This is a genomic window from Aeromicrobium sp. 50.2.37, from assembly GCF_024655735.1.
Lineage (GTDB): Bacteria > Actinomycetota > Actinomycetes > Propionibacteriales > Nocardioidaceae > Aeromicrobium.
The window spans coordinates 17,708-39,229 of sequence record NZ_JANLGG010000025.1 but is presented as its reverse complement, the minus strand read 5'-3'; the positions used below and the strand labels follow the sequence as shown (position 1 = coordinate 39,229).

At 71.9% G+C, this 21,522-nt stretch carries 19 protein-coding genes; 7 read left to right on the top strand and 12 right to left on the bottom strand.

Annotation, left to right across the window (positions count from 1 at the left end; genetic code table 11):
* Position 1: 1 nt before the first annotated feature.
* Positions 2-1,744 carry an acetolactate synthase gene (locus NUV38_RS13580; protein WP_257729633.1) on the bottom strand — a complete coding sequence of 581 codons (1,743 nt, stop codon included), beginning with the start codon at positions 1,742-1,744 and terminating at the stop codon, positions 2-4.
* 10 nt (positions 1,745-1,754) lie between these two features.
* Positions 1,755-2,699, bottom strand: a complete 945-nt coding sequence (locus NUV38_RS13575; protein ID WP_257729632.1) for a DUF2785 domain-containing protein — start codon at positions 2,697-2,699, stop codon at positions 1,755-1,757.
* A 77-nt stretch (positions 2,700-2,776) separates the two neighbouring features.
* Here NUV38_RS13575 and NUV38_RS13570 point away from each other — a divergent pair, with 77 nt between their 5' ends.
* A complete protein-coding gene (locus NUV38_RS13570; protein WP_257729631.1) occupies positions 2,777-4,237 on the top strand; it encodes a sensor histidine kinase in 1,461 nt (486 codons plus the stop codon).
* Positions 4,238-4,386: 149 nt separating this feature from the next.
* On the opposite strand, the gene NUV38_RS13565 is transcribed toward NUV38_RS13570, so the two are convergent.
* Positions 4,387-4,638, bottom strand: coding sequence for a WhiB family transcriptional regulator (locus NUV38_RS13565; RefSeq protein WP_055966837.1), 252 nt, complete (start codon positions 4,636-4,638; stop codon positions 4,387-4,389).
* Positions 4,639-4,834: 196 nt separating this feature from the next.
* Between NUV38_RS13565 and NUV38_RS13560 the strand changes: the two genes are divergently transcribed.
* The 3 genes from NUV38_RS13560 (at position 4,835) to NUV38_RS13550 (ending at position 7,604) form a co-directional block, all read left to right on the top strand.
* A complete protein-coding gene (locus tag NUV38_RS13560; protein WP_257729630.1) occupies positions 4,835-5,284 on the top strand; it encodes a hypothetical protein in 450 nt (149 codons plus the stop codon).
* 129 nt (positions 5,285-5,413) lie between these two features.
* Positions 5,414-6,613: an NADP-dependent malic enzyme gene (locus NUV38_RS13555; RefSeq protein ID WP_257729629.1), complete on the top strand. Its 1,200-nt coding sequence runs from the start codon at positions 5,414-5,416 to the stop codon at positions 6,611-6,613.
* Positions 6,614-6,635: 22 nt separating this feature from the next.
* Positions 6,636-7,604, top strand: a complete 969-nt coding sequence (locus tag NUV38_RS13550) for a zinc-binding dehydrogenase (RefSeq protein WP_257729628.1) — start codon at positions 6,636-6,638, stop codon at positions 7,602-7,604.
* Positions 7,605-7,622: 18 nt separating this feature from the next.
* Here the strand turns inward: NUV38_RS13550 and NUV38_RS13545 are convergent, their stop codons facing one another.
* The 6 genes from NUV38_RS13545 to NUV38_RS13520 all read right to left on the bottom strand — a co-directional run bounded on the left by NUV38_RS13545 (position 7,623) and on the right by NUV38_RS13520 (position 15,184).
* Positions 7,623-8,756 (bottom strand): SLC13 family permease, encoded by a 1,134-nt coding sequence (locus NUV38_RS13545; protein WP_257729627.1) that lies wholly within the window; start codon positions 8,754-8,756, stop codon positions 7,623-7,625.
* Complete coding sequence (locus NUV38_RS13540; protein WP_257729626.1) at positions 8,749-9,480, bottom strand: AAA family ATPase; 732 nt, start codon at positions 9,478-9,480, stop codon at positions 8,749-8,751. The genes NUV38_RS13545 and NUV38_RS13540 overlap by 8 nt, the downstream gene beginning before the upstream one ends.
* Positions 9,481-9,516: 36 nt before the next feature.
* Positions 9,517-9,693, bottom strand: coding sequence for a DUF6104 family protein (locus NUV38_RS13535; RefSeq protein WP_257729625.1), 177 nt, complete (start codon positions 9,691-9,693; stop codon positions 9,517-9,519).
* 49 nt (positions 9,694-9,742) lie between these two features.
* A complete protein-coding gene (locus tag NUV38_RS13530; protein WP_257729624.1) occupies positions 9,743-13,552 on the bottom strand; it encodes a multifunctional oxoglutarate decarboxylase/oxoglutarate dehydrogenase thiamine pyrophosphate-binding subunit/dihydrolipoyllysine-residue succinyltransferase subunit in 3,810 nt (1,269 codons plus the stop codon).
* Positions 13,553-13,733: 181 nt separating this feature from the next.
* The gene (locus NUV38_RS13525; RefSeq protein WP_257729623.1) at positions 13,734-14,795 is read right to left on the bottom strand and encodes a winged helix DNA-binding domain-containing protein; all 1,062 of its coding nucleotides are present in this window, start codon (positions 14,793-14,795) and stop codon (positions 13,734-13,736) included.
* Positions 14,796-14,857: 62 nt separating this feature from the next.
* Positions 14,858-15,184, bottom strand: a complete 327-nt coding sequence (locus NUV38_RS13520; RefSeq protein ID WP_257729622.1) for a hypothetical protein — start codon at positions 15,182-15,184, stop codon at positions 14,858-14,860.
* 120 nt (positions 15,185-15,304) lie between these two features.
* Here NUV38_RS13520 and NUV38_RS13515 point away from each other — a divergent pair, with 120 nt between their 5' ends.
* Entirely contained in the window at positions 15,305-16,588 is a 1,284-nt protein-coding gene (locus NUV38_RS13515) for a glutaminase (RefSeq protein ID WP_257729621.1), read from the top strand.
* A 10-nt stretch (positions 16,589-16,598) separates the two neighbouring features.
* Here NUV38_RS13515 and NUV38_RS13510 read toward each other — a convergent pair whose 3' ends face one another.
* From NUV38_RS13510 to NUV38_RS13500, 3 genes are all read right to left on the bottom strand, one after another.
* Positions 16,599-17,045, bottom strand: a complete 447-nt coding sequence (locus tag NUV38_RS13510; protein ID WP_257729620.1) for an OsmC family peroxiredoxin — start codon at positions 17,043-17,045, stop codon at positions 16,599-16,601.
* 88 nt (positions 17,046-17,133) lie between these two features.
* Positions 17,134-18,177, bottom strand: coding sequence for an N-acetyltransferase (locus NUV38_RS13505; RefSeq protein ID WP_257729619.1), 1,044 nt, complete (start codon positions 18,175-18,177; stop codon positions 17,134-17,136).
* A 608-nt stretch (positions 18,178-18,785) separates the two neighbouring features.
* Positions 18,786-19,802, bottom strand: a complete 1,017-nt coding sequence (locus tag NUV38_RS13500) for an LLM class flavin-dependent oxidoreductase (RefSeq protein ID WP_257729618.1) — start codon at positions 19,800-19,802, stop codon at positions 18,786-18,788.
* Positions 19,803-19,869: 67 nt separating this feature from the next.
* Between NUV38_RS13500 and NUV38_RS13495 the strand changes: the two genes are divergently transcribed.
* Positions 19,870-20,307 (top strand): DUF952 domain-containing protein, encoded by a 438-nt coding sequence (locus NUV38_RS13495; RefSeq protein WP_257729617.1) that lies wholly within the window; start codon positions 19,870-19,872, stop codon positions 20,305-20,307.
* Positions 20,304-21,431, top strand: a complete 1,128-nt coding sequence (locus tag NUV38_RS13490; protein ID WP_374627183.1) for an EAL domain-containing protein — start codon at positions 20,304-20,306, stop codon at positions 21,429-21,431. Before NUV38_RS13495 ends, NUV38_RS13490 begins: the two co-directional genes overlap by 4 nt.
* The last annotated feature ends 91 nt before the right edge of the window (positions 21,432-21,522 follow it).

The following is a 21,522-nucleotide window of genomic DNA, read 5'->3' as shown; positions in this document are numbered from 1 at the left end:
CTCAGACCCCGTGGGTGGTGCGGGGGTACTGCGCCGACACGTCGGTCATGACGTTGACGAGGTAGGGCACGCCCGACGCGAACGCCCGGTCGATCGCGGGACCGATCTCGGCGGGGTCGGTGACCATCTCGCCGCCACCGCCGAGCGCCGTGACGACCTGGTCGTAGCGCGTGTTCGGCGCGAGGTCGGCGGCGACGTCGTAGCCGTAGAGCATCTGCATGGGGCTCTTCTCCAGCCCCCAGGCGGAGTTGTTGCCCACGACCATGACGACCGGCAGGTCGTGACGCACCAGGGTGTCGACGTCCATCAGCGACATGCCGGCCGCGCCGTCGCCGAACAGCACGACCACCTGGCTGGAGGGCCGCGTGATGCGGGCGGCCATGGCCGCACCCATGCCGGCGCCGAGGCACCCGTACGGTCCCGGGTCGAGCCAGCCACCGGGGCGCTGCGGCTCCACGAACTTGCCGGCGAACGACACGAAGTCACCGCCGTCGCCGATGACCACGGCGTCGTCGGCCAGGCGGGGGAGCAGCTCGCCGTAGATGCGCGCGGGGTGGATGGGGTCGCTCTGCGAGCCGAGGAGGTCGACGTCGCGTGCGGCGGCAGCGGCCACGACGTCCTGCAGCTCGCTCAGCCAGGGCGTCCAGTCCGGGCGCGCACCGGAGGCGGCCTGGAGGGCTGCCAGGATGCCGTCGAGGACGGCGGTGAGGTCGCCCGAGGCGGAGGCGGCCAGCGTGGCGTGCGTGGACAGCTGGGCGGGGGAGTCGGCGAGGTGGACCACGCGGGCCGGGGTGGCGCCGTCCTTGCCGCCGAACACGCCGTAGCCGAGGCGGAAGTCGAGCGGGGTCCCGGCGACGACGACGAGGTCGGCGCCGCTGAAGGCCGCCGATCGGGCCTTCGTGACGAGCTGGCGGTGCCCGCCGGGCAGGATGCCGCGACCCATGCCGTTGGCGATGACGGGGATGCCGGTCTCGGCGGCGAAGCGCTGAGCCGTGTCCTCGGCACCGTCGGCCCAGACGTCGGTGCCGAGCACGAGGACGGGGCGACGCGCCTCCTGCAGGAGGCGACCGACGCGGGTGAGGTCGTCGGTGTCGGGATCGAGCCGGGGCCGCTGGAGCCCGGTCTGCGCCGCGACGGGGCCGGAGTTGAAGAACTCGTCCATCGGGACGTCGACGAAGGTGGGGCCGCGGTGCGAGGACCCGGCGCGGGTGAAGGCCTCGTGGACGGTGGGGGCGATGTCGCCGACGGTCCGGGCGGTGGAGGCCCAGGTGGAGACCGTCTCGAAGATCGGCGGGTGGTCCAGCTCCTGGAGGGTGCCCATGCCCCAGCGGGCCTCCGGCGCGCGTCCTCCGATGACGACCAGGGGCGAGCCGGCGAAGTGGGCCTGGGCGACCGGGCTGACGCCGTTGGTGACGCCGGGCCCTGCCGTCAGCACGGCCAGGCCGGGGGTGCGGGTGAGCTTGCCGACGGCCTCGGCGGCGAACACGGCGGTGGGCTCGTGGCGGACGTCGATGATGGGCATCGGGTCGGCGGCGGTGACCGCGGCGTCGTACATCGGGAACACGTGGGCGCCGGAGAGGGTGAACATGGCCTGGACGCCGTGGGCGCGGGCGACCTCGAGCGCGTGGACGCCCCCATGCGCGGAGCGCACTTCGTCGGCGCTGGGCGCGGAGCGCACGTCGTCGGCGCTCTGGTCGTTCCCGGTCTCGGTGGGGGCCCCTGCGGTGTCGTCGTTCTGTGACATGCGGCGCACGCTACTGCACGGGGGTGTCGCCCGCCGGGCCGTCGACGGGACGGGCCCGGGTGGTGGGGCGGTAGAGCCAGGGGCTCTCCCCGCGGATCTGGTCGAGCACGGCCAGCAGGAGGTCGGCCCGGTGGGCCGGCTGCTCGGCGAACAGCTCGGCGTCGCCGCGCAGGTCGGCACGCCCCTGCACGCCGAGGGCCAGCTGGAGGTGGAGGGCGCGCAGGAACGACGACGCGTTCTTGGCGGTCGGGGAGGGCCACTCATCGTCGAGGTGACCGCGGGTCCGCGGTGCCTTGATGCCGGCGCCGAGCCGGGCGAGCCAGGGCTCGACGATGCCGGGGTCGAGCGCGTTGCGGTGCAGGAGGGTCATGACGGCGTAGGCGAGCCGGTCGTCCTCGCCGTGGCGCCAGCCGTAGGCGGTGGGGGTGAGCACGCGGTCGGCGATGACGTCGAGCAGGACGGTCAGCTCGAGACGGCCGAAGTGGCGGGAACGGGCGAGGGCCGCGAGCAGGTCGGCTCCGTGGGCGACCGCGTGGGCCCACCCCTGCTCGGGGATCCAGCCGCGGTGGTCGAGCTCGCGGACGTACCAGCTGGTGGCGAGGTCGCCCCACCCCAGGACGGTCGTGGCGGGGAGCAGGTGCTCGTCGTTGTCCCGCCCGATGATCTCGGCGAGCATGAGGGCGCTGTAGGACCGGCGGATGACGGAGACGTCGCCGTCGTGGCCGAGGCCGTACCGCAGCCCGGGCGCGACCCCGTCGCCCAGACCGGCGAGCAGGCCGTCGTACACGCCGGTGGCGATCCAGGTGGTGAGCAGCGGGTAGGCGAGGTCCTCGCGCAGCCGCGGGTTGGGGTGACCGAGCATCTCGACGAGCTCCACGGTGGACTCGTCGAGGGAGCGGTCGAGCGGCACCTGCATGCCGGTCTTCATGACGGACTGCCAGTAGGCCTCGGACATCTCCTTCATCGTGCCAGACGTCGGACGGCGACCGGCGGACGGGACGGCGGGCCCGCAGCCGTCGATAGGCTGGGCGGGTGCCGACCCTCGACGACATCATCCGGTCACAGACGACCCTGGGGCCGGACGACGTCGCGTGGATCCAGGCCCTGGTGGCGGACTGGCAGATCCTGGCCGACCTCTCCTTCGGCGACCTCGTGCTGTGGGTGCCGGACGCGGAGTCCAAGGGCCTGTGGGCCGTGGCCCAGATCCGTCCCACGACGGTGGCGACGACGCTGCTGGAGGACGTCACGGGGACGTTCGTGCCCGGGGAGCGGTCACCGGCGGCGGCCCGGGTGCTGGCCGGGCAGGGCGCGCAGGACGATGACGACACCGCAGTGGCCGACGGTGTGCTCGTGCGCGTGGTCCCGGTCCGGCGAGAGGAGCGCACGATCGCGGTCCTGGCGCTGCGCAGCGGGGGTGGTGCGCGGGCCACGAGCCAGCTGGAGGTCACCTACCGAGCCGCGGCCGACACCGTCGTCTCCATGATCGGGCGGGGGGAGTTCCCGACGCCGGGGGCCCGGTCCGAGCTGGCCGACGCGTGGCGGGTGGGTGACGGGTTCATCCGCACCGCAGCGGACGGCACGGTGCAGTACGCCAGCCCGAACGCGCACTCGGCGTACCGTCGTCTCGGCCTGACCGGGGCCCTCCAGGGTGCGGACCTCGCGGAGGTCACGGCAGCGTGCGTGGGGCGCACGCCCACGGACCTGAGCACCGCCGCGGCCCTGGGGGGATCGTCGCCGGCCGAGGCCGAGGTCTCGGGGGCCGAGGCCACGCTCCTGCTCCGTGTGATCCCGCTGACCGCGCCCGGGCGGACCAGGGCTGCGGGTCGTGATGGGGCGGGTCGTGATGGGGCGGTGGTCCTGCTGCGCGACGTCACCGAGCTGCGGCTGCGGGAGAAGCAGCTCGTCTCCAAGGAGGCGACGATCCGCGAGATCCACCACCGGGTGAAGAACAACCTCCAGACGGTCGCGGCGCTGCTGCGCCTGCAGGCGCGACGCATGGACGTGCCCGAGGCGCGGGCAGCGCTCGACGAGGCCGTTCGCCGGGTGGGGTCGATCGCCTTGGTGCACGAGACGTTGAGCCAGGGCTTCGAGGAGACGGTGGCCTTCGACGACATCGCCGACCGTCTGCTGCGCTCGGTGCTCGACGTCGGCGGGCCCCAGGTCCGCGCGGAGCGAATCGGGAGCTTCGGCCTGCTGCCGGCGGAGGTCGCGACCCCCTTGGCGATGGTGCTGACCGAGCTGGTGCAGAACGCGGCGGAGCACGCCTTCCCGGGCGGGGCGGGGCGGGTGACGGTCGCGGTGAACCGGATCCGGGAGCGGGTGAGGATGCGGGTCAGCGACGACGGGACCGGACTGCCGGCCGACTTCGACCCGTCGCGCAGCCTCGGCCTGTCGATCGTGTCCACGCTGGTCGAGTCCGAGCTGGGCGGCACGCTGGGCTTCGAGTCACGGTCCGGCCGCGGCGCCACGGTGACCATCAGCATCTCGCTCTGACCGACGGCTGCGGGTCGCGGGCGGAAGCAGCCCGCTGGATCGTCCCACGCCAGTCGGGCCGGCTCGGGAGCCACGTTCGGGCCCCGGACGCCGAGAACCCCGTACCCGACGCGGGTACGGGGTTCGGACGCGTGCTGCGCGGAACGACTTCAGGCGGTGCGGATGCGTGCCCTCGCGTTGCGACGCTTGAGGGCACGACGCTCGTCCTCGCTCATGCCTCCCCAGACGCCATGGTCCTGACCGGACTCCAGTGCCCACTGCAGGCACTGCTCACGGACGTCGCAGCGGCGACAGACGACCTTCGCCTCCTCGATCTGCAGGATCGCGGGGCCGGTGTTGCCGATGGGGAAGAAGAGCTCGGGGTCTTCATCGAGACATGCGCTGTGGTGGCGCCAGTCCATGACGACAGCTCCTTCCCTTGTGTGAGTGCGAACACACGAAAACGCCGGCGAGGCCGGCGCGCGCGTTCACTTCATCGTTTCAACAAAAACCTCTGGGCACAAGGGATAGCGCGGCGGGTCCGTGTCGGGTCAGTCACACAGGTCATACCAGTTGCCTGCGCGGGGCGGTCAGGGGTGCTGGTCCTACGCTGGTGCCGTGACGTCGAACCCCGATCCCTCACCCGCGGACGAGCCGTCGGCGTCGTCGCCCGGGCAGACCTCCGCCGTGCCGCACGGCAGGGCCAGGACGCTGCTGGTCGTCGCCGGAGTCGTGGTCTGCGCGCAGGCGCTCGGCCTGCTGGTGATCGCCGCGCTCGAGCTGCGGTCCGTCGAGGCCGACCGGGTGGGTCTGGGCGTGAGCACCGCCGGGTTCCTGGGGGCCTTCGGGGCGCTTCTCCTGGTCGCGGTGGTGCGGATCCTGGCGGGGCAGACCTGGCCGCGGGGCTTCCTGGTCTTCTCCCAGCTGCTGTGCCTCGTGCTCTCCTTCAACTTCCGGGGTGACGCGGCATGGATCACCCCGACCATGGCCGTCGGCGCCCTGGTCGCGCTCGGCTGCCTCGTGTCGCCACCGGTCACCCAGGCGCTCGGTGGCCACGACCCCGTGTGAGAGACTCGTCGGCGGGCATCACCTGCCGTCTCCCCGCGTCCGCGGGCCCGCCGTGCACCTACCGGTCGCGGGCCGCGTCGACGCTCGTTCCGCGAGATCCTGCCCCCTTCGAAAGAGAAGACAACCGCCATGGTCGCCCCCGACACCAGCACGCCGTTCGAGGCGTTCGATCCCGACGACCCGGTCTTCGCGCTGCACCGTGGCGGGAAGATGCAGGTGGCGTCGACCGTGCCGCTGCGCGACGCCGACGACCTGTCGCTGTCCTACACGCCCGGCGTCGCCCGGGTGTGCGAGGCGATCGCGGCCGACCCCGACATGGCCCACGACTACACCTGGGTCTCGAACACGGTGGCCGTGGTCACCGACGGCACGGCGGTGCTCGGGCTCGGTGACATCGGCCCGGCTGCCTCCATGCCCGTCATGGAGGGCAAGGCCGTGCTGTTCAAGCAGTTCGGCGGGGTCGACGCGATCCCCGTGGCGCTGGCGACCACCGACGTCGACGAGATCGTCGAGACGGTCGTGCGGCTGGCCCCGACGTTCGGCGGGATCAACCTCGAGGACATCTCGAGCCCGCGATGCTTCGAGATCGAGCGTCGCCTGATCGAGCAGCTGGACATCCCGGTCTTCCACGACGACCAGCACGGCACCGCCGTCGTGACCCTGGCGGCGCTCATCAACGCGGTCCGCCTCACCGACCGCGACATGCAGGACGTGAAGGTCGTGATCTCCGGTGCGGGAGCCGCCGGCGTCGCCATCACGCAGATCCTGCGGTCGGCCGGGGTGCACCGGATCAGCGTCGTCGACCGCCAGGGCGTCATCCACCCCGGCCGCGACGACCTGAACAGCGTCAAGCAGGTGCTGGCCGAGCAGACGGCCGACTGGGCCCGCCCGGGCACGGTCGGCGACGCGCTCGAGAAGGCCGACGTGTTCATCGGCGTCTCGGGCGGCACGATCCCCGAGGAGGACGTCGCCCGGATGGCGCCGGACGCCATCGTGTTCGCTATGGCGAACCCCAACCCCGAGGTCCACCCCGACGTCGCCCACCGGCACGCTCGGGTCGTGGCCACCGGGCGGTCGGACTTCCCGAACCAGATCAACAACGTGCTCGTCTTCCCGGGCATCTTCCGGGGTGCCCTGGCCGTCCGTGCCACGGCGATCTCCGAGGGCATGAAGCTCGCGGCCGCCCACGCCATCGCCGACCTCGTCGGTGACGACCTGAGCGAGTCCTACGTCATCCCGTCGCCGTTCGACCCGCGCGTCGCCGACGTGGTGACCCGAGCCGTCACCGAGACGGCCCGTCGCGAGGGCCTCGCCCGCCGTCCGTACTGATCAGCCCACCCCGAGGAGTCGCATGTTCGCCGTCTACGCAGGTCAGATCAACCCGGAGAACCCGCTCGACGGGCTCGTGGTGGGGGAGCGTCCCGACCCCGAGGTCCCCGAGGGCTGGACGACCGTCACGGTCAAGGCCGCGTCGATCAACCACCACGACGTGTGGAGCCTGCGGGGCGTCGGCCTGCGCGAGGAGTCGTTGCCGATGATCCTCGGCTGCGACGCCGCGGGGCTCGACGAGGACGGCAACGAGGTCCTCGTGCACGCCGTCATCAGCGACCCGTCGTGGCGGGGCGACGAGACGCTCGACCCCAAGCGGTCGTTGCTGTCCGAGCGCCACCAGGGCACCTTCGCCGCGAAGGTGGCCGTGCCCGCGCGCAACGTGGTGCCGAAGCCCGCGGGTCTGTCCTTCGCCGAGGCCGCGTGCCTGCCGACGGCGTGGCTGACGGCCTACCGGATGCTGTTCACGCAGTCCGGTCTCAAGCAGGGCGACACCGTCCTCGTCCAGGGGGCGGGCGGCGGGGTGGCCACCGCCCTGATCACGCTGGCCCGCGCGGCCGGGTTCCGGGTCTTCGCCACGAGTCGTGACGAGGACAAGCGCGCCAAGGCGCTCGAGATCGGCGCCCACGAGGTGTTCGAGTCCGGTGCGCGCCTGCCCGCCAAGGTCGACGCGGTCATGGAGACGGTCGGTGCCGCCACGTGGTCGCACTCGGTCAAGTCGATGCGACCGGGCGGCACGATCGTCATCTCCGGTGCCACGTCGGGTGACGCGCCGAAGGCGGCCGAGCTGACCCGCATCTTCTTCCAGCAGATGCGCGTGCACGGCTCGACGATGGGGACGCGCGACGAGCTGCACGCCCTGGCCCAGTTCATGGACGTGACCGGCACCCGTCCGCTCATCGACAGCGAGATCCCCATGGCGGACGCGGCCCAGGGCCTGCAGCGCGTGGTCGACGGCGACGTGTTCGGCAAGATCGTCCTGACGCTCTGACCCTGGCGCCGGGTCGGCTCAGAGGACCCCTGCGGCGAGCAGGAGACCCGTGGCACCCAGCAGCAGCACGAGGAACAGCACGTTGACCACGGTGAACAGGCCGAGGAAGGCGCGCGTGCCCTCGGGCCGGAGCTGCTGGTAGCGGCGCAGCGTGATCAGGCTGGCCAGCGAGGCCACGATCGTGCCGACGCCGCCGATGTTCACGCCCAGCAGCAGGGCACGCCAGTCATCGGTGAACGGTGCGAACAGCAGGGCCGTGGGGACGTTGGAGACGAGCTGGCTGCCGGCCACGCCCCAGAGCAGCACGTGCTCCTGCAGCAGGTCCTGCAGGAAGCCGCTGGCCTGGGGGACCCGCTCGAGGTTGCCGGCGAAGACGAAGAACAGCACGAACGTGGCCAGGAGGCCGTAGTCGACCGAGCGCAGCGCGCGGACGTCGAGGACCGCGACGACCGCTACGACGACGAGGCCCGCCCAGACGGGGAGCGCTCGGACGACGATCGCGACGGCCACGACGAAGAGGACGAGGTGCACGGCGGCGGGGCGCCAACGGACCGACGTGCGTTCGGTGACGGGCGAGATCGGGGCGTTCGGCACCAGCAGGCAGGCGCCCACCACCAGCACCAGGGACACTACGAACGGCCAGACCATGACGCCGACCAGCTGGCCGACGGACAGGTGGAAGTACTGGTAGAGGAAGAGGTTCTGCGGGCTGCCGAACGGCGTGATCATGCCACCGAGGTTCGCGGCCACCGTCTGCAGGACGAAGACGTAGGCCAGGTGGCGATCGTCGCCGGTGGCGCGCAGGGCCAGCTGGCTGAGCGGCAGGAGGGTCAGCAGCGCCATGTCGTTCGTGATCAGCATCGAGGCGACCATCGTGAGCAGGACCAGACCGAGGACGAGCGCGCGTCGGGTGCGCAGGACGGCCACCACGCCCTGGGCCGCGGCCGTGACCAGGTGGGTGCGGTCGAGCGCGCCGATGACGGTGAGGAAGCACCACAGGCAGACCAGGGTGCGGTACTCCGGGTAGTCCAGGTACTCCCGGCTCGGCGGGACGAGTACGCACGTGAGCAGCGCGAGGGCGGCCGTCGCGGTGAGGAACGGGTTGGCGGTCAGCAGCCGCCGCGTGCGCGAGACCGCCGGCGACTCACTCATCGTCGTCGTCGGCCAGGACGTGGCGCAGGTACCGCCCGGGGGCGGCGAGGTAGGCACGCCAGTGGTGCACCAGGTCGAGGTCGTCCCACGTCGTCTCGCGCAGTCCCCACGGACCCACCTCGAGCACCAGCGCGCCGGGCAGCGAGGCGACGATCGGCGAGTGGGTCGCGCACAGCACCTGTCCCCCGCCCTCGGCGATGTCGTGGAGGGTGCGCAGCAGCGTGAGGCTGGAGGAGAACGACAGCGCGGCCTCGGGCTCGTCGAGGCAGTAGAAGCCGGGGGAGTCGAAGCGTCGGCGCAGCACCTCGAGGAAGGACTCGCCGTGGCTCATGGCGTGCAGGTCGTGACCGCCGACGCCCTCCTGGTACGTGTACCAGCCGTGCATGGTCTCGGCCCGCAGGAAGAACCCCCAGCTGCCGGTCCCGATGCCGCGCTGGAGCGTCAGCTCGCCGTGCAGCGCGGACTCGGTCGGTCGGGTGCGGTGCCAGCCCTGCGTGCTCCCGCCCTCGGGGGACAGACCGTAGGCCATGGCGACCGCCTCGACGAGCGTGGACTTGCCGGCCCCGTTCTCGCCCACGAGGAACGTGACGCCGGGCGCGAGGTCGAGCCCGTCGCGCAGCACCTGCTGCACCGCGGGGACGTCGAGGAGCCAGGGCTCGAGGGGAGGACCGTCGCCGCGACGCTCGGGCCGCACGCGCACCACGGGTGGCTGGTCGAACCTCACGGGCTCAGTCTGGCAGCCCGCACCGACACGTCGCGCTCAGTCCTCGTCGTCGTCGAGGCGGGCCAGCCAGGTCGCCAGCCGCTCGACCGGCACCTCGAAGTCGGGGTGCAGGTCGACGAACTCGACGAGCCGGTCGGCCAGCCACGCGAAGGACACGTCCTCCTCGCCGCGGCGGGCCGCCAGCTCCTCGATGCCTCGATCGGTGAAGTACACGGTTGCTGAGCCTGTCGAAGTACGGTTGCTGAGCCTGTCGAAGTGCGGGTCAGGCGAACGCGGCGTCCATGAGCTCGCGCTGCTCGACGTCGTGCCGTGCCTTCGAGCCGACCGCCGTCGTGGACGACGCCGGACGCGAGACGACCGTGAGCGAGCCGGACGCGACGGCCTCGGGGTAGTGCAGCGCCGCGTCGGGCCACGGGCCCTGGTTGGCCGGCTCGTCCTGCACCCAGCGCACGGCCTTGAGGCCGCTGAACCGGGCGAGCTCGGACTTGATCTGCTCCACCGGACGCGGGTACAGCTGCTCGAGCCGCACGATCGCCGTGGTCGGGTTGTCGCCCTCGCGCTTGGCGCGCTCCTCGAACAGGTCGTGCGCGACGCGGCCCGAGCACAGCAGCACGGTGTCGACGTTCTCGGCGTCCACCGCGTCGTCGCCGATGACCGGGCGCCACTGGCCCGACGTGAACTCGTCCGGCTGCGAGGCCGCGGACTTGCGGCGCAGCAGCTGCTTGGGCGTGAACACGATGAGCGGGCGGTGCTGACCCTCGAGCGTGTGACGGCGCAGCAGGTGGAAGTACGACGCCGACGTGGACGGCTGGGCGATCGTCATCTCGTCGTTCGCGGCAAGCTGCAGGAAGCGCTCGATGCGAGCCGACGAGTGGTCCGGGCCCTGCCCCTCGTAGCCGTGCGGCAGCAGCAGCACGACGCCCGACTTCTGGCCCCACTTGGTCTCGCCGGAGGAGATGTACTCGTCGATGACCGACTGGGCGCCGTTGACGAAGTCGCCGAACTGCGCCTCCCACATGGTGAGCGCCTCGGGACGGGCCACCGAGTAGCCGTACTCGAAGCCGAGCGCGGCGTACTCGCTGAGCAGCGAGTCGTAGATGTAGAACGTCGCCTGCTCGTCGCCGACGTGGGCCAGCGGGGTCCACTCGCTCGCGTCGTTGCGGTCGATGATCGTGGCGAAGCGCGACGAGAAGGTGCCGCGGCGCGAGTCCTGGCCGGCGAGGCGCACGGGGCGCCCGTCGAGCAGCAGCGAGCCCATGGCGAGGATCTCGCCGGTGCCCCAGTCGATGGGGCCGGTCTCGATGGACTGCGCGCGTCGCTGGAGCTGCGGCAGCACCTTCGGGTGCACCGTGAACCCCTCGGGGACCGAGGTGTAGGCCGACGAGATCGCCTTCATGGTCTCCGGCGAGATCGCGGTCTCGAGCGCGCCCTCCTGCTCGGGCTTCTCGGGGTAGTCGGGCGTACGCGTGTACTCCAGCTCGCCCGAGGACGCCTCCTTGACGTCGGCGAAGTTGCGCTCCAGCTGCGACTGGTAGTCGGCCAGGGCCGCCTCGGCCTCCTCGATCGTGATGTCGCCACGACCGACCAGCGCCTCGGTGTAGAGCTTGCGCACCGACTTCTTGGCGTTGATCGTGTCGTACATCAGCGGCTGGGTGAACGAGGGGTCGTCGCCCTCGTTGTGGCCGCGACGGCGGTAGCAGACGAGGTCGATCACGACGTCCTTGTTGAACGTCTTGCGGTACTCGTAGGCGAGGTCGGCGACGCGGATGCACGCCTCCGGGTCGTCGCCGTTGACGTGGAAGATCGGCGCCTGGACCATGCGGGCGACGTCGGTGCAGTACGTGGAGGAGCGCGACGACGACGGGCTGGTGGTGAAGCCGACCTGGTTGTTCACGATCACGTGGATCGTGCCGCCGGTGCGGTAGCCGCGCAGCTGCGAGAGGTTGAGCGTCTCGGCCACGACGCCCTGGCCGGCGAACGCGGCGTCGCCGTGGACGAGCACCGGCAGGACCGGGAACTCGGCACCACGGTTGAGACGGTCCTGCTTGGCGCGGGTGATGCCCTCCAGCACGGGGTCGACGACCTCGAGGTGCGAGGGGTTGGCCGCGACGGAGACCTTGATCGTGTCGCCGTGCTCGGAGCGGAACTCGCCCTCGACGCCCAGGTGGTACTTGACGTCGCCGGAGCCCTGCACGGTGCGCGGGTCGATGTTGCCCTCGAACTCGCGGAAGACCGTGCCGGGGCTCTTGCCGGCGATGTTCACGAGGACGTTGAGGCGACCGCGGTGGGCCATGCCGATGCAGACCTCCTCGAGTCCGTCGGCGGCTGCCTCCTCGCAGATCTCGTCGAGCAGCGGGATCGTGGTCTCGCCACCCTCGAGGCTGAAGCGCTTCTGCCCGACGAACTTCGTCTGCAGGAACGTCTCGAAGGCCTCGGCCTGGTTCAGCTTGAGCAGGATGCGCAGCTGCTCCTCGCGCGGGGGCTTGGTGTGCCCGACCTCGATGCGGTCCTGGAGCCACTGGCGCTCGCCCGGGTCCTGGATGTGCATGTACTCCAGGCCGATGGAGCGGCAGTAGGAGTCGCGCAGCACGCCGAGGATCTCGCGCAGCTTCATGAACCGCTTGCCGCTGCCGCTCGCGAAGGAGCCGGTGGCGAACTCGCGGTCGAGGTCCCACAGCGTGAGCCCGTGCGACGCGGTGTCGAGGTCCGGGTGGCTGCGCTGGCGGTACTCCAGCGGGTTGGTGTCGGCCATGAGGTGGCCGCGCACGCGGAAGGCGTGGATGAGCTCGAGCACGCGGGCCTGGCGGTGGACCTCGTCGTCGTGGCTGACGGCGATGTCCTGGGCCCAGCGGATCGGCTCGTACGGGATGCGCAGCGCGCGGAAGATCTCGTCGTAGAAGCCGTCCTCGCCCAGCAGCATCTGGTGGATGCGACGCAGGAACTCGCCGGACTGCGCGCCCTGGATGACGCGGTGGTCGTAGGTCGACGTGAGCGTCATCATCTTGCTGACGGCCAGGTTCGCGATGGTGTGCTCGGACGCACCCTGGAACTCCGGCGGGTACTCCATGGAGCCGACGCCGACGATGACGCCCTGGCCCTTCATGAGCCGCGGCACGGAGTGGTTGGTGCCGATGCCGCCGGGGTTGGTGAGGCTGACGGTGGTGCCCAGGAAGTCGGAGACCTCGAGCTTGCCGTCGCGGGCCTTCTTGACCATGGCCTCGTAGGCCTGCCAGAACTGGGCGAAGCTCATGTTCTGGGCGGCCTTGATCGACGGCACGAGCAGCTGGCGCTCGCCCTTGGCGTTCTTGGTGTCGATGGCCAGGCCGAAGTTGACGTGCTCGGGCTTGAGCTGGACCGGCTTGCCCTTCTCGTCGACGTCGTAGCCGGTGTTCATCTCGGGCATGGCCGCGATGGCCTTGACCACGGCGTAGCCGATGAGGTGGGTGAAGGAGACCTTGCCGCCGCGGGCCCGGGCGAGGTGATTGTTGATGACGATGCGGTTGTCGAAGAGGAGCTTGACCGGGACGGAGCGCACGCTCGTGGCGGTGGGGACCTCCAGGCTCGCGTCCATGTTGGCCGCGGTGCGCGCGGGCGCGCCCTTGAGCGGGACGCGCTGCACCTCGCCCGGACCGGACGGGGTGGGCGCCGCGGACGCCGCTGCCTTCGGCTCGGCCTTCCTGGCGGCGGGCTGCGCCTTCTTCGCGGGCTCGGCCTTCTGGGCGGGCTCGGGCTTCTCGGCGGCGGGCTGCGCCTTCGTGGCGGGCTCGGCCTTCTTGGTCGCGGGCTCGGACTTCTCGGCGGCGGGCTGCGCCTTCGTGGCGGGCTCGGACTTCGTGGCCGCGGGCTCAGGCTTCGTGGCTGTGGGCTCGGCCTTCGTGGCCGTGCTGCCGTTCGCCGACGGGGCGCTGCCGTTGCTCGAGGCCAGCGCGGCTCCGTCGCCCTCCTCGAAGAACGTCACCCAGGTCTGGTCGACGGAGGAGGGGTCGGCCCGGTACTGGTCGAACATCTCCTCGACGAGCCACTGGTTCGTCCCGAAATCGGGGGTTGACGGGTCATGTGAGGACTCGGCCACGGCCTCGATCGCCTCTTCCGGTTGGTTCCCTGCGCACTGGACACGGTGCGGCTCCAGGGTAGCGCGGAGGGTCCGACGACGAACGCCCGGTTCGACCACCGCGGAGCCGTGCTCTCACCGTGCCACGGCGACGTCGACGGCGCAGCGTCTCGCGAGACTCGAGACGGTGCTCGGCGCAGGCTCAGGACACCGTGACGTGGGCCTCGGCGAGCCCGCTGAAGGTGGCGAGAGCCTGCGCCTCCTCGTCGAGGGCCGACCGGTGTCGCGGCGACAGGGACGCGTCGGTCCGCACCGTGACGTCGAGCCGACCCGCGCCCCCCGAGCGGTTCCAGCTCCCGGCGAGGCGACCGTCGAGGACCAGGATCCCGACCCCGCCCAGGACGTCGTCGTAGCGGGGACCCACCTCGGCTCGCAGGTCGCCGTCGCGCGCGTGGGAGATCAGCTCGTCGAAGTTCGCGAGCAGCATCACCGGCGGGACGTCGACGCGCTCGGACTCGAGGGTGCCGGCGTCGACGTCGGCCCACAGCGCGCGACCCGCGACCTCGACCTCGTGCAGTCCCGCGTCGACGAGGGCGCGCCGCGCCTGCGTGAGCGTGAGGCTGGACCACCAGGCGAGATCGGCGGCACCGGCCGGGCCGTGGCCGCGCACGTAGGTGGCGGCCAACCACGCGCGGGCCGCCTGGGCGTCGAGGGCCGAGGGGGCCAGGGCGACGGGGTGGTACCGGTGCTGGGTCCCGGGGTCGCGACGACCGGCGATCTCCCCGCGCAGCTCCGCTGCCATGACCACGTGGGCCAGGACGTCGCCCCGGGCGGGAAGGCCCGCGGCCGCGAGCCGGTCGGCGATGAGGTCGCGGGTGCACCCCGGCGTCTCCCGGACCGCGGCGGCGACCACCTCGCTCGAGGCCACGAGGGTCGCCTCGTCGACACCCTGACGGCGGACGTGCGGGACGACCTGGGCCATCACGCGGTCGCCCGTGGCGGCCACGACGAGCGGGAGGTCGTCGAGATGCACGTGGTGCCAGGTCGTGCGCAGGGCGTGGGTCCGCACGACCCGGCCGACGTCGAGGTCGTCGAGCACCTGGGCCAGCGTGGCGCCGCACCGCCGTCCGATGCTCCACGGCACCGTGGTGTGCTCCTGCGACTGCACGGCGCCGAGGTGGCGCACGACCGCGACCGGGTCGGCCAGGCGGGTTCCCACGAGTCGCTGCGACCGAAGGCGGTAGGGAGCGAGGGACTGGCGCACGGGGTCATCGTGGCACCGCGCACGGACATCACGGCCCCTCGAGCGGGCTCCGCCGATCTGCGTCAGTGGCCGAGCGCGGCCTTCACGGCCTCGACGACCTTGGCCCCCGCCTTCACGTTCTTGCGGCCGTCGAGGAGGGCCTTGGGCTTGTCGTCGAGCCCACCGGCGACGACCTCGAGGTTCGCGCCGCTGGCCGCCGGGGTCACGGTGGCCAGGTACTCGTGACCCCAGGAGAAGGCGGTCTTGCCGCTCGTGAACGCGATGGTGCGCGACGCGTCGTCGCGCGTGGTGAGGGTGTAGGAGCCGGACTCGACCGTCTCGACGAGGGCTGTGAAGGTGCGGTCCGCGTCGTGCGACGTCGTCACGGCGGTGGTCTTGGGTGCGTGCATGGGGCTGCCTCCCGGTCGTGCCGAGGCTCCTCCCCGACGCCCCCGACGCTAGAGGCGCGCGGATCGGTCGCGGCGCACCGGGGTGGCCGCCGACGCCCGCGGCCGTGGCAGCATCGCGTCATGAGGACACCCGTTCCCGACTACCTCGAGCAGGTGCTCGGCGAGTGCGACGCCGACGACGGTGCCGTCGCCGACTACATCCCCGAGCTCGCCCAGGCCGACCCCGATCGTCTGGCCATCGCGGTGTCCACGCTCGACGGGACGGTGTGGACCGCCGGTGACGCCGGGTCGACGTTCTCCATCCAGTCCATCTCCAAGCCGTTCACGTACGCGCTCGCGATCGCGGACCAAGGTCTCGACGGGGTGCTGCGGACGATCGACGTGGAGCCCTCCGGCGACGCGTTCAACGAGATCTCGCTCGAGCCCTCCACGGGGCGGCCGCGCAACCCGATGATCAACGCCGGCGCCATCGCCGCGCACGCCCTCGTGGAGGGTGACGACGCGGACGAGCGCTTCACGCGGATCCTCGCGCTCTACTCCCGGCTGGCCGGGCGCGACCTCGACGTGGACGAGGCGGTCTTCACCTCCGAGCTCGAGACGGCCGACCGCAACCTGGCGATCGCGTACATGCTGCGCACGGTGGGGACGCTGGAGGCGGACGCACCCGACGTGGTCCGCGGCTACACCCGTCAGTGCTCGGTCTCGGTGACGGTCTCCGACCTCGCTCGCATGGCCGCGGTGCTCGCGGCGCAGGGGCGTGGACCGGACGGGGCGCAGCTGCTCGATCCCCAGGTGAGCCGTCAGGTCCTGAGCGTCATGGCGACCTGCGGCATGTACGACGCCGCGGGGGACTGGCTGACGACGGTCGGGATCCCGGCCAAGAGCGGGGTGGCCGGCGGGCTCATCGGGGTGCTGCCCGGGCAGGTGGGCATCGCGGTCTTCTCGCCTCGGCTCGACCGTCACGGCAACAGCGCCCGGGGCGTGAGGGTGTTCGAGCGGCTCTCGCGCGACATGGGTCTGCACCTGATGGAGGTCTCCGAGGCGGCGCGCTCGGTCGTGCGTCGGTACGTCGATGCCTCCGGCGTGGCGGTGCACGAGGTGGCCGGCGACCTGAGGTTCGTCGAGGCCGAACGGGTGCTGCGCAGCCTGACCGAGGAGCCGGAGGGCGACGGACTCGTCGTGCTCGACCTCGAGCGCGTGCACCGGGTCAACGACGTGGCCCGGCGGATGCTGCTGGAGGGGATCCGGCGACTGCACCTCGACGGCCACGAGGTGCGGCTGGTCGACCCGTCGGAGGCGCTCGGAGAGGGACCGGGAGGGGCCGGACGTGGTCCGGGACCGGACAGCGGCGACGGCTACGCCCCCGAACGCTTCGAGGACGCGGCCGCCGCCGTGCGCGGCTGACTCCGGCCGGTCAGCTCTCCAGCGCGGCGTCGAGCGTGATGTCCTCGACCGACGCGAGGGCCTTGCTGATGGGGCAGCCGACCTTGGCGGCCTCGGCGGCCTCCAGGAAGCCGGCCTCGTCGACGCCGTCCACCTCGCCGCGGACGGTGAGGGCGATCTTCGTGATCTTGAAGCCTCCGTCGGACTCGTCCTTGCCGAGCGAGACGTCGGCCTTGGTCTCGATGGTGTGGACGGTCGCGCCCTTCTGGCCCAGCAGCGCGGTCAGCTGCATGGTGTAGCAGGACGAGTGCGCCGCCCCGAGGAGCTCCTCGGGGTTGGTGGCGCCGCCGCCGTCCTCGGACGAGCGCTTCGGGAATGACATCTCGAACGTCCCGAGGCCCGAGCTGGTCAGCTCGACCTGGCCGGAGCCGTCCTCGAAGCCGCCGTCCCAGGCGGTGCGTGCGGAGCGTGTGGGCATGGGTGACTCCCTTGCGTCGGGTGCAGGTGCTTGCACCGTCGACGCTACGGACGTCGCGGCGGGACGCAAGCCGATCCGCCCGGTGGTCTCACTCCAGCGTGAGGTCCTTGAACCACGAGTCGGTCACGTAGTCGGTCTCCCAGCCGAGCGACAGGTAGAGCTGGTCGGCCGACGTGGGGGAGTCGTCGTCGACCTCGAGGCCGACGCGGTTGCGACCGCGACGGGCGGCGTCGCTGATGACGGCCGCGAGCAGCGACTTCGCGACGCCGCGTCCGCGCGCGTGCCGGTTGACGCCGATGTACTCGACGTACGAGCCCTCGGGCCCGCCGTCCTTGCCGGGCAGCACGGAGCAGACCACGGTGCCGGCGGGCACCTGCTCGCCGTCGTCGTCGGTGACGTAGGCCAGCCACCACTGGTCCCAGCGGTGGCCGGGCTCCTCGCGCATGCGCTGGACGAACTCCGGGAACGACTCGCGGTAGTTGTTGAAGTGGTCCTCGAACGACGTCTCGAGCATGTGGTGCACGGTCTGCAGGTCCGCGGCCACCGGGAACCCGTTCTCGTGCTTCTCGACGGTGCGCACGAGCACGCCCTCGCGGGGCTGGAGCTCCGCGTCCTCCGGCGTGACCGGACGCTCCATGTGCAGCCAGGTGCGGCGCTTGGCGTACCCCGCGTCGCGCAGCCAACCCGCCTGCCGGGTGTCGCCGCCGAACGGGCTCTCGTCGAGCCGGGTCTCGGTGATGCCGCGGATCCGTGCCATGAGGATCGCGACGTCCTCGGCCCAGGCGTAGAGGACGCGGGCGATCTCGTCGACCTCGGCGACGTCGCGGTCGAAGTAGCCCCACACGAGCGCACGCCCCGCCGCGCGGTCGTGCACCGTGATCCAGGCCCGCGGCACGTCGTCGTCACCCACCGCGACGAGCTGGCGTCGGGTCCACGACGCCTGTCCGGCGACCTCGTTCTCGATGCCGGCCGGGTCCACGTGCGCCTCGCCCGTGCCCTGGAGCTCGTCGAGGTGGCGCAGGGCCACGAGGGCCTCCACGTCCCCGTAGGTGGGGACACGGGCGACCCACGGCGCGGGCAGCTCGGGGACGTCGGGCTCGGTGGGCGGCACGTTCTCGTCGGCTGGGCTCATCGAGACACGAGTCTCCCATCTGCACGGTCCTGCGCGCACCGGACCCACACCGACCATGCGTCGTGCGGCCGTGCGTGGTCTGCGCGTGCATCGTTCGGCCGGGCTTCCGCTTCCTGCTGCAGCCGGATCGATCTCCGAGAGTGGCCTCGACCGGAGCAGGGGTCTTCGGGCAGTGGTTCTCCCTTCTCGTGGACCGTCCCACGAAGAGGGAGAATCGCTGACCACCGCACCAGGCAGACACCGCTGAGGGACGGACGATTCTGCCTTCGTGCGCGGAAGGCTCGAGGATTCTGCGTCCACGACCGGATCCCGCCCCGAACGCAGAGTTGTTCGAGCTGCCGTGCACGAACGCAGGACCTTGCGCCGCCCCGAGCCGCGCCCCGCGTGCTCGCTCGACCCGGACCCTCCCGCCGGTCGGGGCCCTTTCGGAGCGCAGGTCCACGCGACACCACAGCGACGCAGCAGCGAGTGACAGACCAGCCGAGGAGACGCAGCGGCGGTTCGGTGCGCTGCCGACCGCGCACCCGCAGGAGGGGCCTGACCTCAGGCAGCACATCGGCGCGAACAGAGCCGTGCCCCAGCGCCCGCGCGCACCCGCCCCGCGGCGGTCAGCGCCAGCCGAGCTCGGGTGCGACGTGCTTCAGGATGCTCTCGACCACGTGGGCGTTGTACTCCACACCCAGCTGGTTGGGCACCGTGAGCAGCAGGGTGTCCGCGGCGGCGACCGCGGAGTCCTCGCGCAGCTGCTCCACCAGCTGGTCCGGCTCGGCGGCGTAGGTCTTGCCGAACCGTGCGCGGCCACCGTCGATGTAGCCGACCTGGTCGTCCCCGCCCGAGCCGCCGAAGTACGCACGGTCACGGTCGTCGACGAGGGCGAAGATGCTGCGGCTCACCGACACGCGCGGCTCGCGGTCGTGTCCTGCCTCCGTCCATGCGTCGCGGAACCGCTGGATCTGCTCGGCCTGCAGCTCGTGGAACGGCACCCCGGTGTCCTCGGTGAGGAGCGTGGAGCTCATGAGGTTCATGCCCTGCTGCGCCGTCCACTCGGCGGTCGCCCGACTCCCGGCGCCCCACCAGATGCGGTCGCGCAGACCGGGGGAGTGCGGCTCGGGCCGCAGCAGCCCCGGCGGGTTGGGGAACATCGGTCGCGGGTTCGGCTCGGCGAAGCCCTCGCCCTCCAGCACGTGCAGGAGGACCTGCGTGTGCTGGCGCGCGAGGTCGGCGTCGCTCTGGCCCTCGCTCGGCGCGTAGCCGAAGTAGCGGTAGCCGTCGATCACCTGCTCCGGTGATCCGCGGCTGATGCCGAGCTGGAGCCGGCCGTCGCTGATGAGGTCGGCCGCTCCCGCGGTCTCCGCCATGTAGAGCGGGTTCTCGTAGCGCATGTCGATGACGCCGGTGCCGATCTCGATCCGACTCGTCCGCGCGCCGACGGCGGCCAGCAGCGGGAAGGGGGACGCGAGCTGCTGGGCGAAGTGGTGCACGCGGTAGTAGGCCCCGTCGCCACCGAGGTCCTCCACGGCCTCGGCCAGCTCGATCGACTGGTGGAGCACGTCGGAGGCGCTGCGCGTGGCCGAGTGCGGCGAGTCCGACCAGTGCCCGAAGGAGAGGAAGCCGATGTTCTTCATGCCCACGTCAAGCGTCGGGGCCGGCCCGACATTCCCTCCGGACCGCTGGTCGTGGTCCGATGTCCTCGTGACCGCAGTCGACGACACCGCTCCCACCGGCCTCCTGCACCTGGTTCCCGCCTCCGACTGGACGGCCGAGCCCGACCGCCCCTACGCGCCGGCGTCGTTGGAGGCCGAGGGCTTCGTGCACTGCTCGCCCGACGTGGCCACGACGCTGGCGGTCGCCACGGCGTTCTACTCCGACGCGCAGCGCCCGCTGCTGGTGCTGCACCTCGACGAGTCCCGGCTCCGGGCTCCCGTCGTGCGCGAGGCCGCCGTCCCGGTGCCGCCGCCGGGGGTGGGGGACGACGTGCTCTTCCCGCACGTGCGCGGGCCGCTCGACCGCGACGCCGTGGTGCGGGTGCAGCAGGTCCTGTGGAGCGGTTCGTCCGCAGTTGACCTCGTGGAGCCCGCACCTGCGATGATGGGCGGCACGGTTCGGGGCACGGATGGGCGTGGTGTGTGAGCGAGACACGATCGGATGCACGGACGGCGGCGACGTCCATGGTGGAGCTGGTGCGCCGCGAGCTGGGTCTCAACGTCGCCTTCATCAGCGAGATCGAGGGTGACCGCCGCACCTTCCGGGCCCTCGTCTCCGACGTCGACCTGCCCATCGAGATCGGCTTCAGCGAGCCGTACGAGGGCACGTACTGCGAGATGATCACGGGCGGGAGGCTCGAGGAGGTCGTCCCCGACACGTCGCTCGAGCCCCTCACCGTCGACGCGTTCCACACCTCCTACCTGGGCATCGGCGCCTACGTGGGTGTGCCGATGACGCGCCGCAGCGGCGAGCTGTTCGGCACGCTCTGCGCCTTCTCGCGGGAGCCACGCCCCGACCTCTCACCCGCCCAGGCGGAGGTCCTGCGGGCCACGGCGGTGCTGATCATGCGGCTGATCGAGGTGGAGGAGGAGGTCGACGGCAGGTTGCGCGACCTCGCCGCCACGGTCGACGAGGCGCTCGACGTCGGGACCAGGATCGACCTGCTGCCCGTGGTCGAGGTCGCGACCGGCGCCGTGGTGGGGCAGGAGGCGGTCGCCCGGTTCGGCGACGGTGTGCCCTTCCGGCGCCGGCTCGCCGAGGCCCGCGAGCTGGGTCGAGGGGTCGAGCTGGAGCTCTCGGTCCTGACGCAGACGCTCGCCGCGGTGGAGGACTCGACCGCCCCGGTGGTCAGCACCTCGTTGTCGGCCGAGGCGCTCCGTGACCCGGCGTTCCAGGCGCTGATCTCGGCCATGCCGCCCTCGCGCCTCATGCTCCGGTTCGACGTCGACGAGAAGATCGACGACTACGAGGAGCTCACCGGCCTGCTGCAGCCGCTGCGTCTGCTGGGGGCCCGGGTGGCGGTGGACCGGGTCGGGGACGGGGCGGCCGACCTGCGCCACATCCTGCTGCTCTCGCCCGACGTCATCCGCATCGACGCCTCCCTCGTCCGGGGCCTCGCCGAGGACCCGAGCCGGCGGGTGCTGGTGGAGTCGATCGCCACGCTGGCCGCCAAGCTCGAGGCCGACGCCGTCGCGCTCGGGGTGTCGTCGGACGAGGACCTGGCCTGGATGGAGGAGCTCGGCATCACCCACGTGGTGCGCGAGTCGTAGCCCTGGACCCTGCCTCGCGCCGACGAGCGGAGGAGCTGGCCGTCCGTATGATCGATCGGGCTCGCGCCTGCGCGAGCCCGGGGCGGGGGCG

What these genes read in the sequence shown, in the direction of transcription:
- NUV38_RS13550 (WP_257729628.1), top strand. Translation starts at nt 6,636, where the DNA reads ATGTTCGCCGTCTACGCAGGTCAGATCAACCCGGAGAACCCGCTCGAC.
- NUV38_RS13545 (WP_257729627.1), bottom strand. Translation starts at nt 8,756, where the DNA reads ATGAGTGAGTCGCCGGCGGTCTCGCGCACGCGGCGGCTGCTGACCGCC.
- NUV38_RS13505 (WP_257729619.1), bottom strand. Translation starts at nt 18,177, where the DNA reads ATGAGCCCAGCCGACGAGAACGTGCCGCCCACCGAGCCCGACGTCCCC.
- NUV38_RS13515 (WP_257729621.1), top strand. Translation starts at nt 15,305, where the DNA reads ATGAGGACACCCGTTCCCGACTACCTCGAGCAGGTGCTCGGCGAGTGC.
- NUV38_RS13580 (WP_257729633.1), bottom strand. Translation starts at nt 1,744, where the DNA reads ATGTCACAGAACGACGACACCGCAGGGGCCCCCACCGAGACCGGGAAC.
- NUV38_RS13555 (WP_257729629.1), top strand. Translation starts at nt 5,414, where the DNA reads ATGGTCGCCCCCGACACCAGCACGCCGTTCGAGGCGTTCGATCCCGAC.
- NUV38_RS13575 (WP_257729632.1), bottom strand. Translation starts at nt 2,699, where the DNA reads ATGTCCGAGGCCTACTGGCAGTCCGTCATGAAGACCGGCATGCAGGTG.
- NUV38_RS13520 (WP_257729622.1), bottom strand. Translation starts at nt 15,184, where the DNA reads ATGCACGCACCCAAGACCACCGCCGTGACGACGTCGCACGACGCGGAC.
- NUV38_RS13510 (WP_257729620.1), bottom strand. Translation starts at nt 17,045, where the DNA reads ATGCCCACACGCTCCGCACGCACCGCCTGGGACGGCGGCTTCGAGGAC.
- NUV38_RS13565 (WP_055966837.1), bottom strand. Translation starts at nt 4,638, where the DNA reads ATGGACTGGCGCCACCACAGCGCATGTCTCGATGAAGACCCCGAGCTC.
- NUV38_RS13500 (WP_257729618.1), bottom strand. Translation starts at nt 19,802, where the DNA reads ATGAAGAACATCGGCTTCCTCTCCTTCGGGCACTGGTCGGACTCGCCG.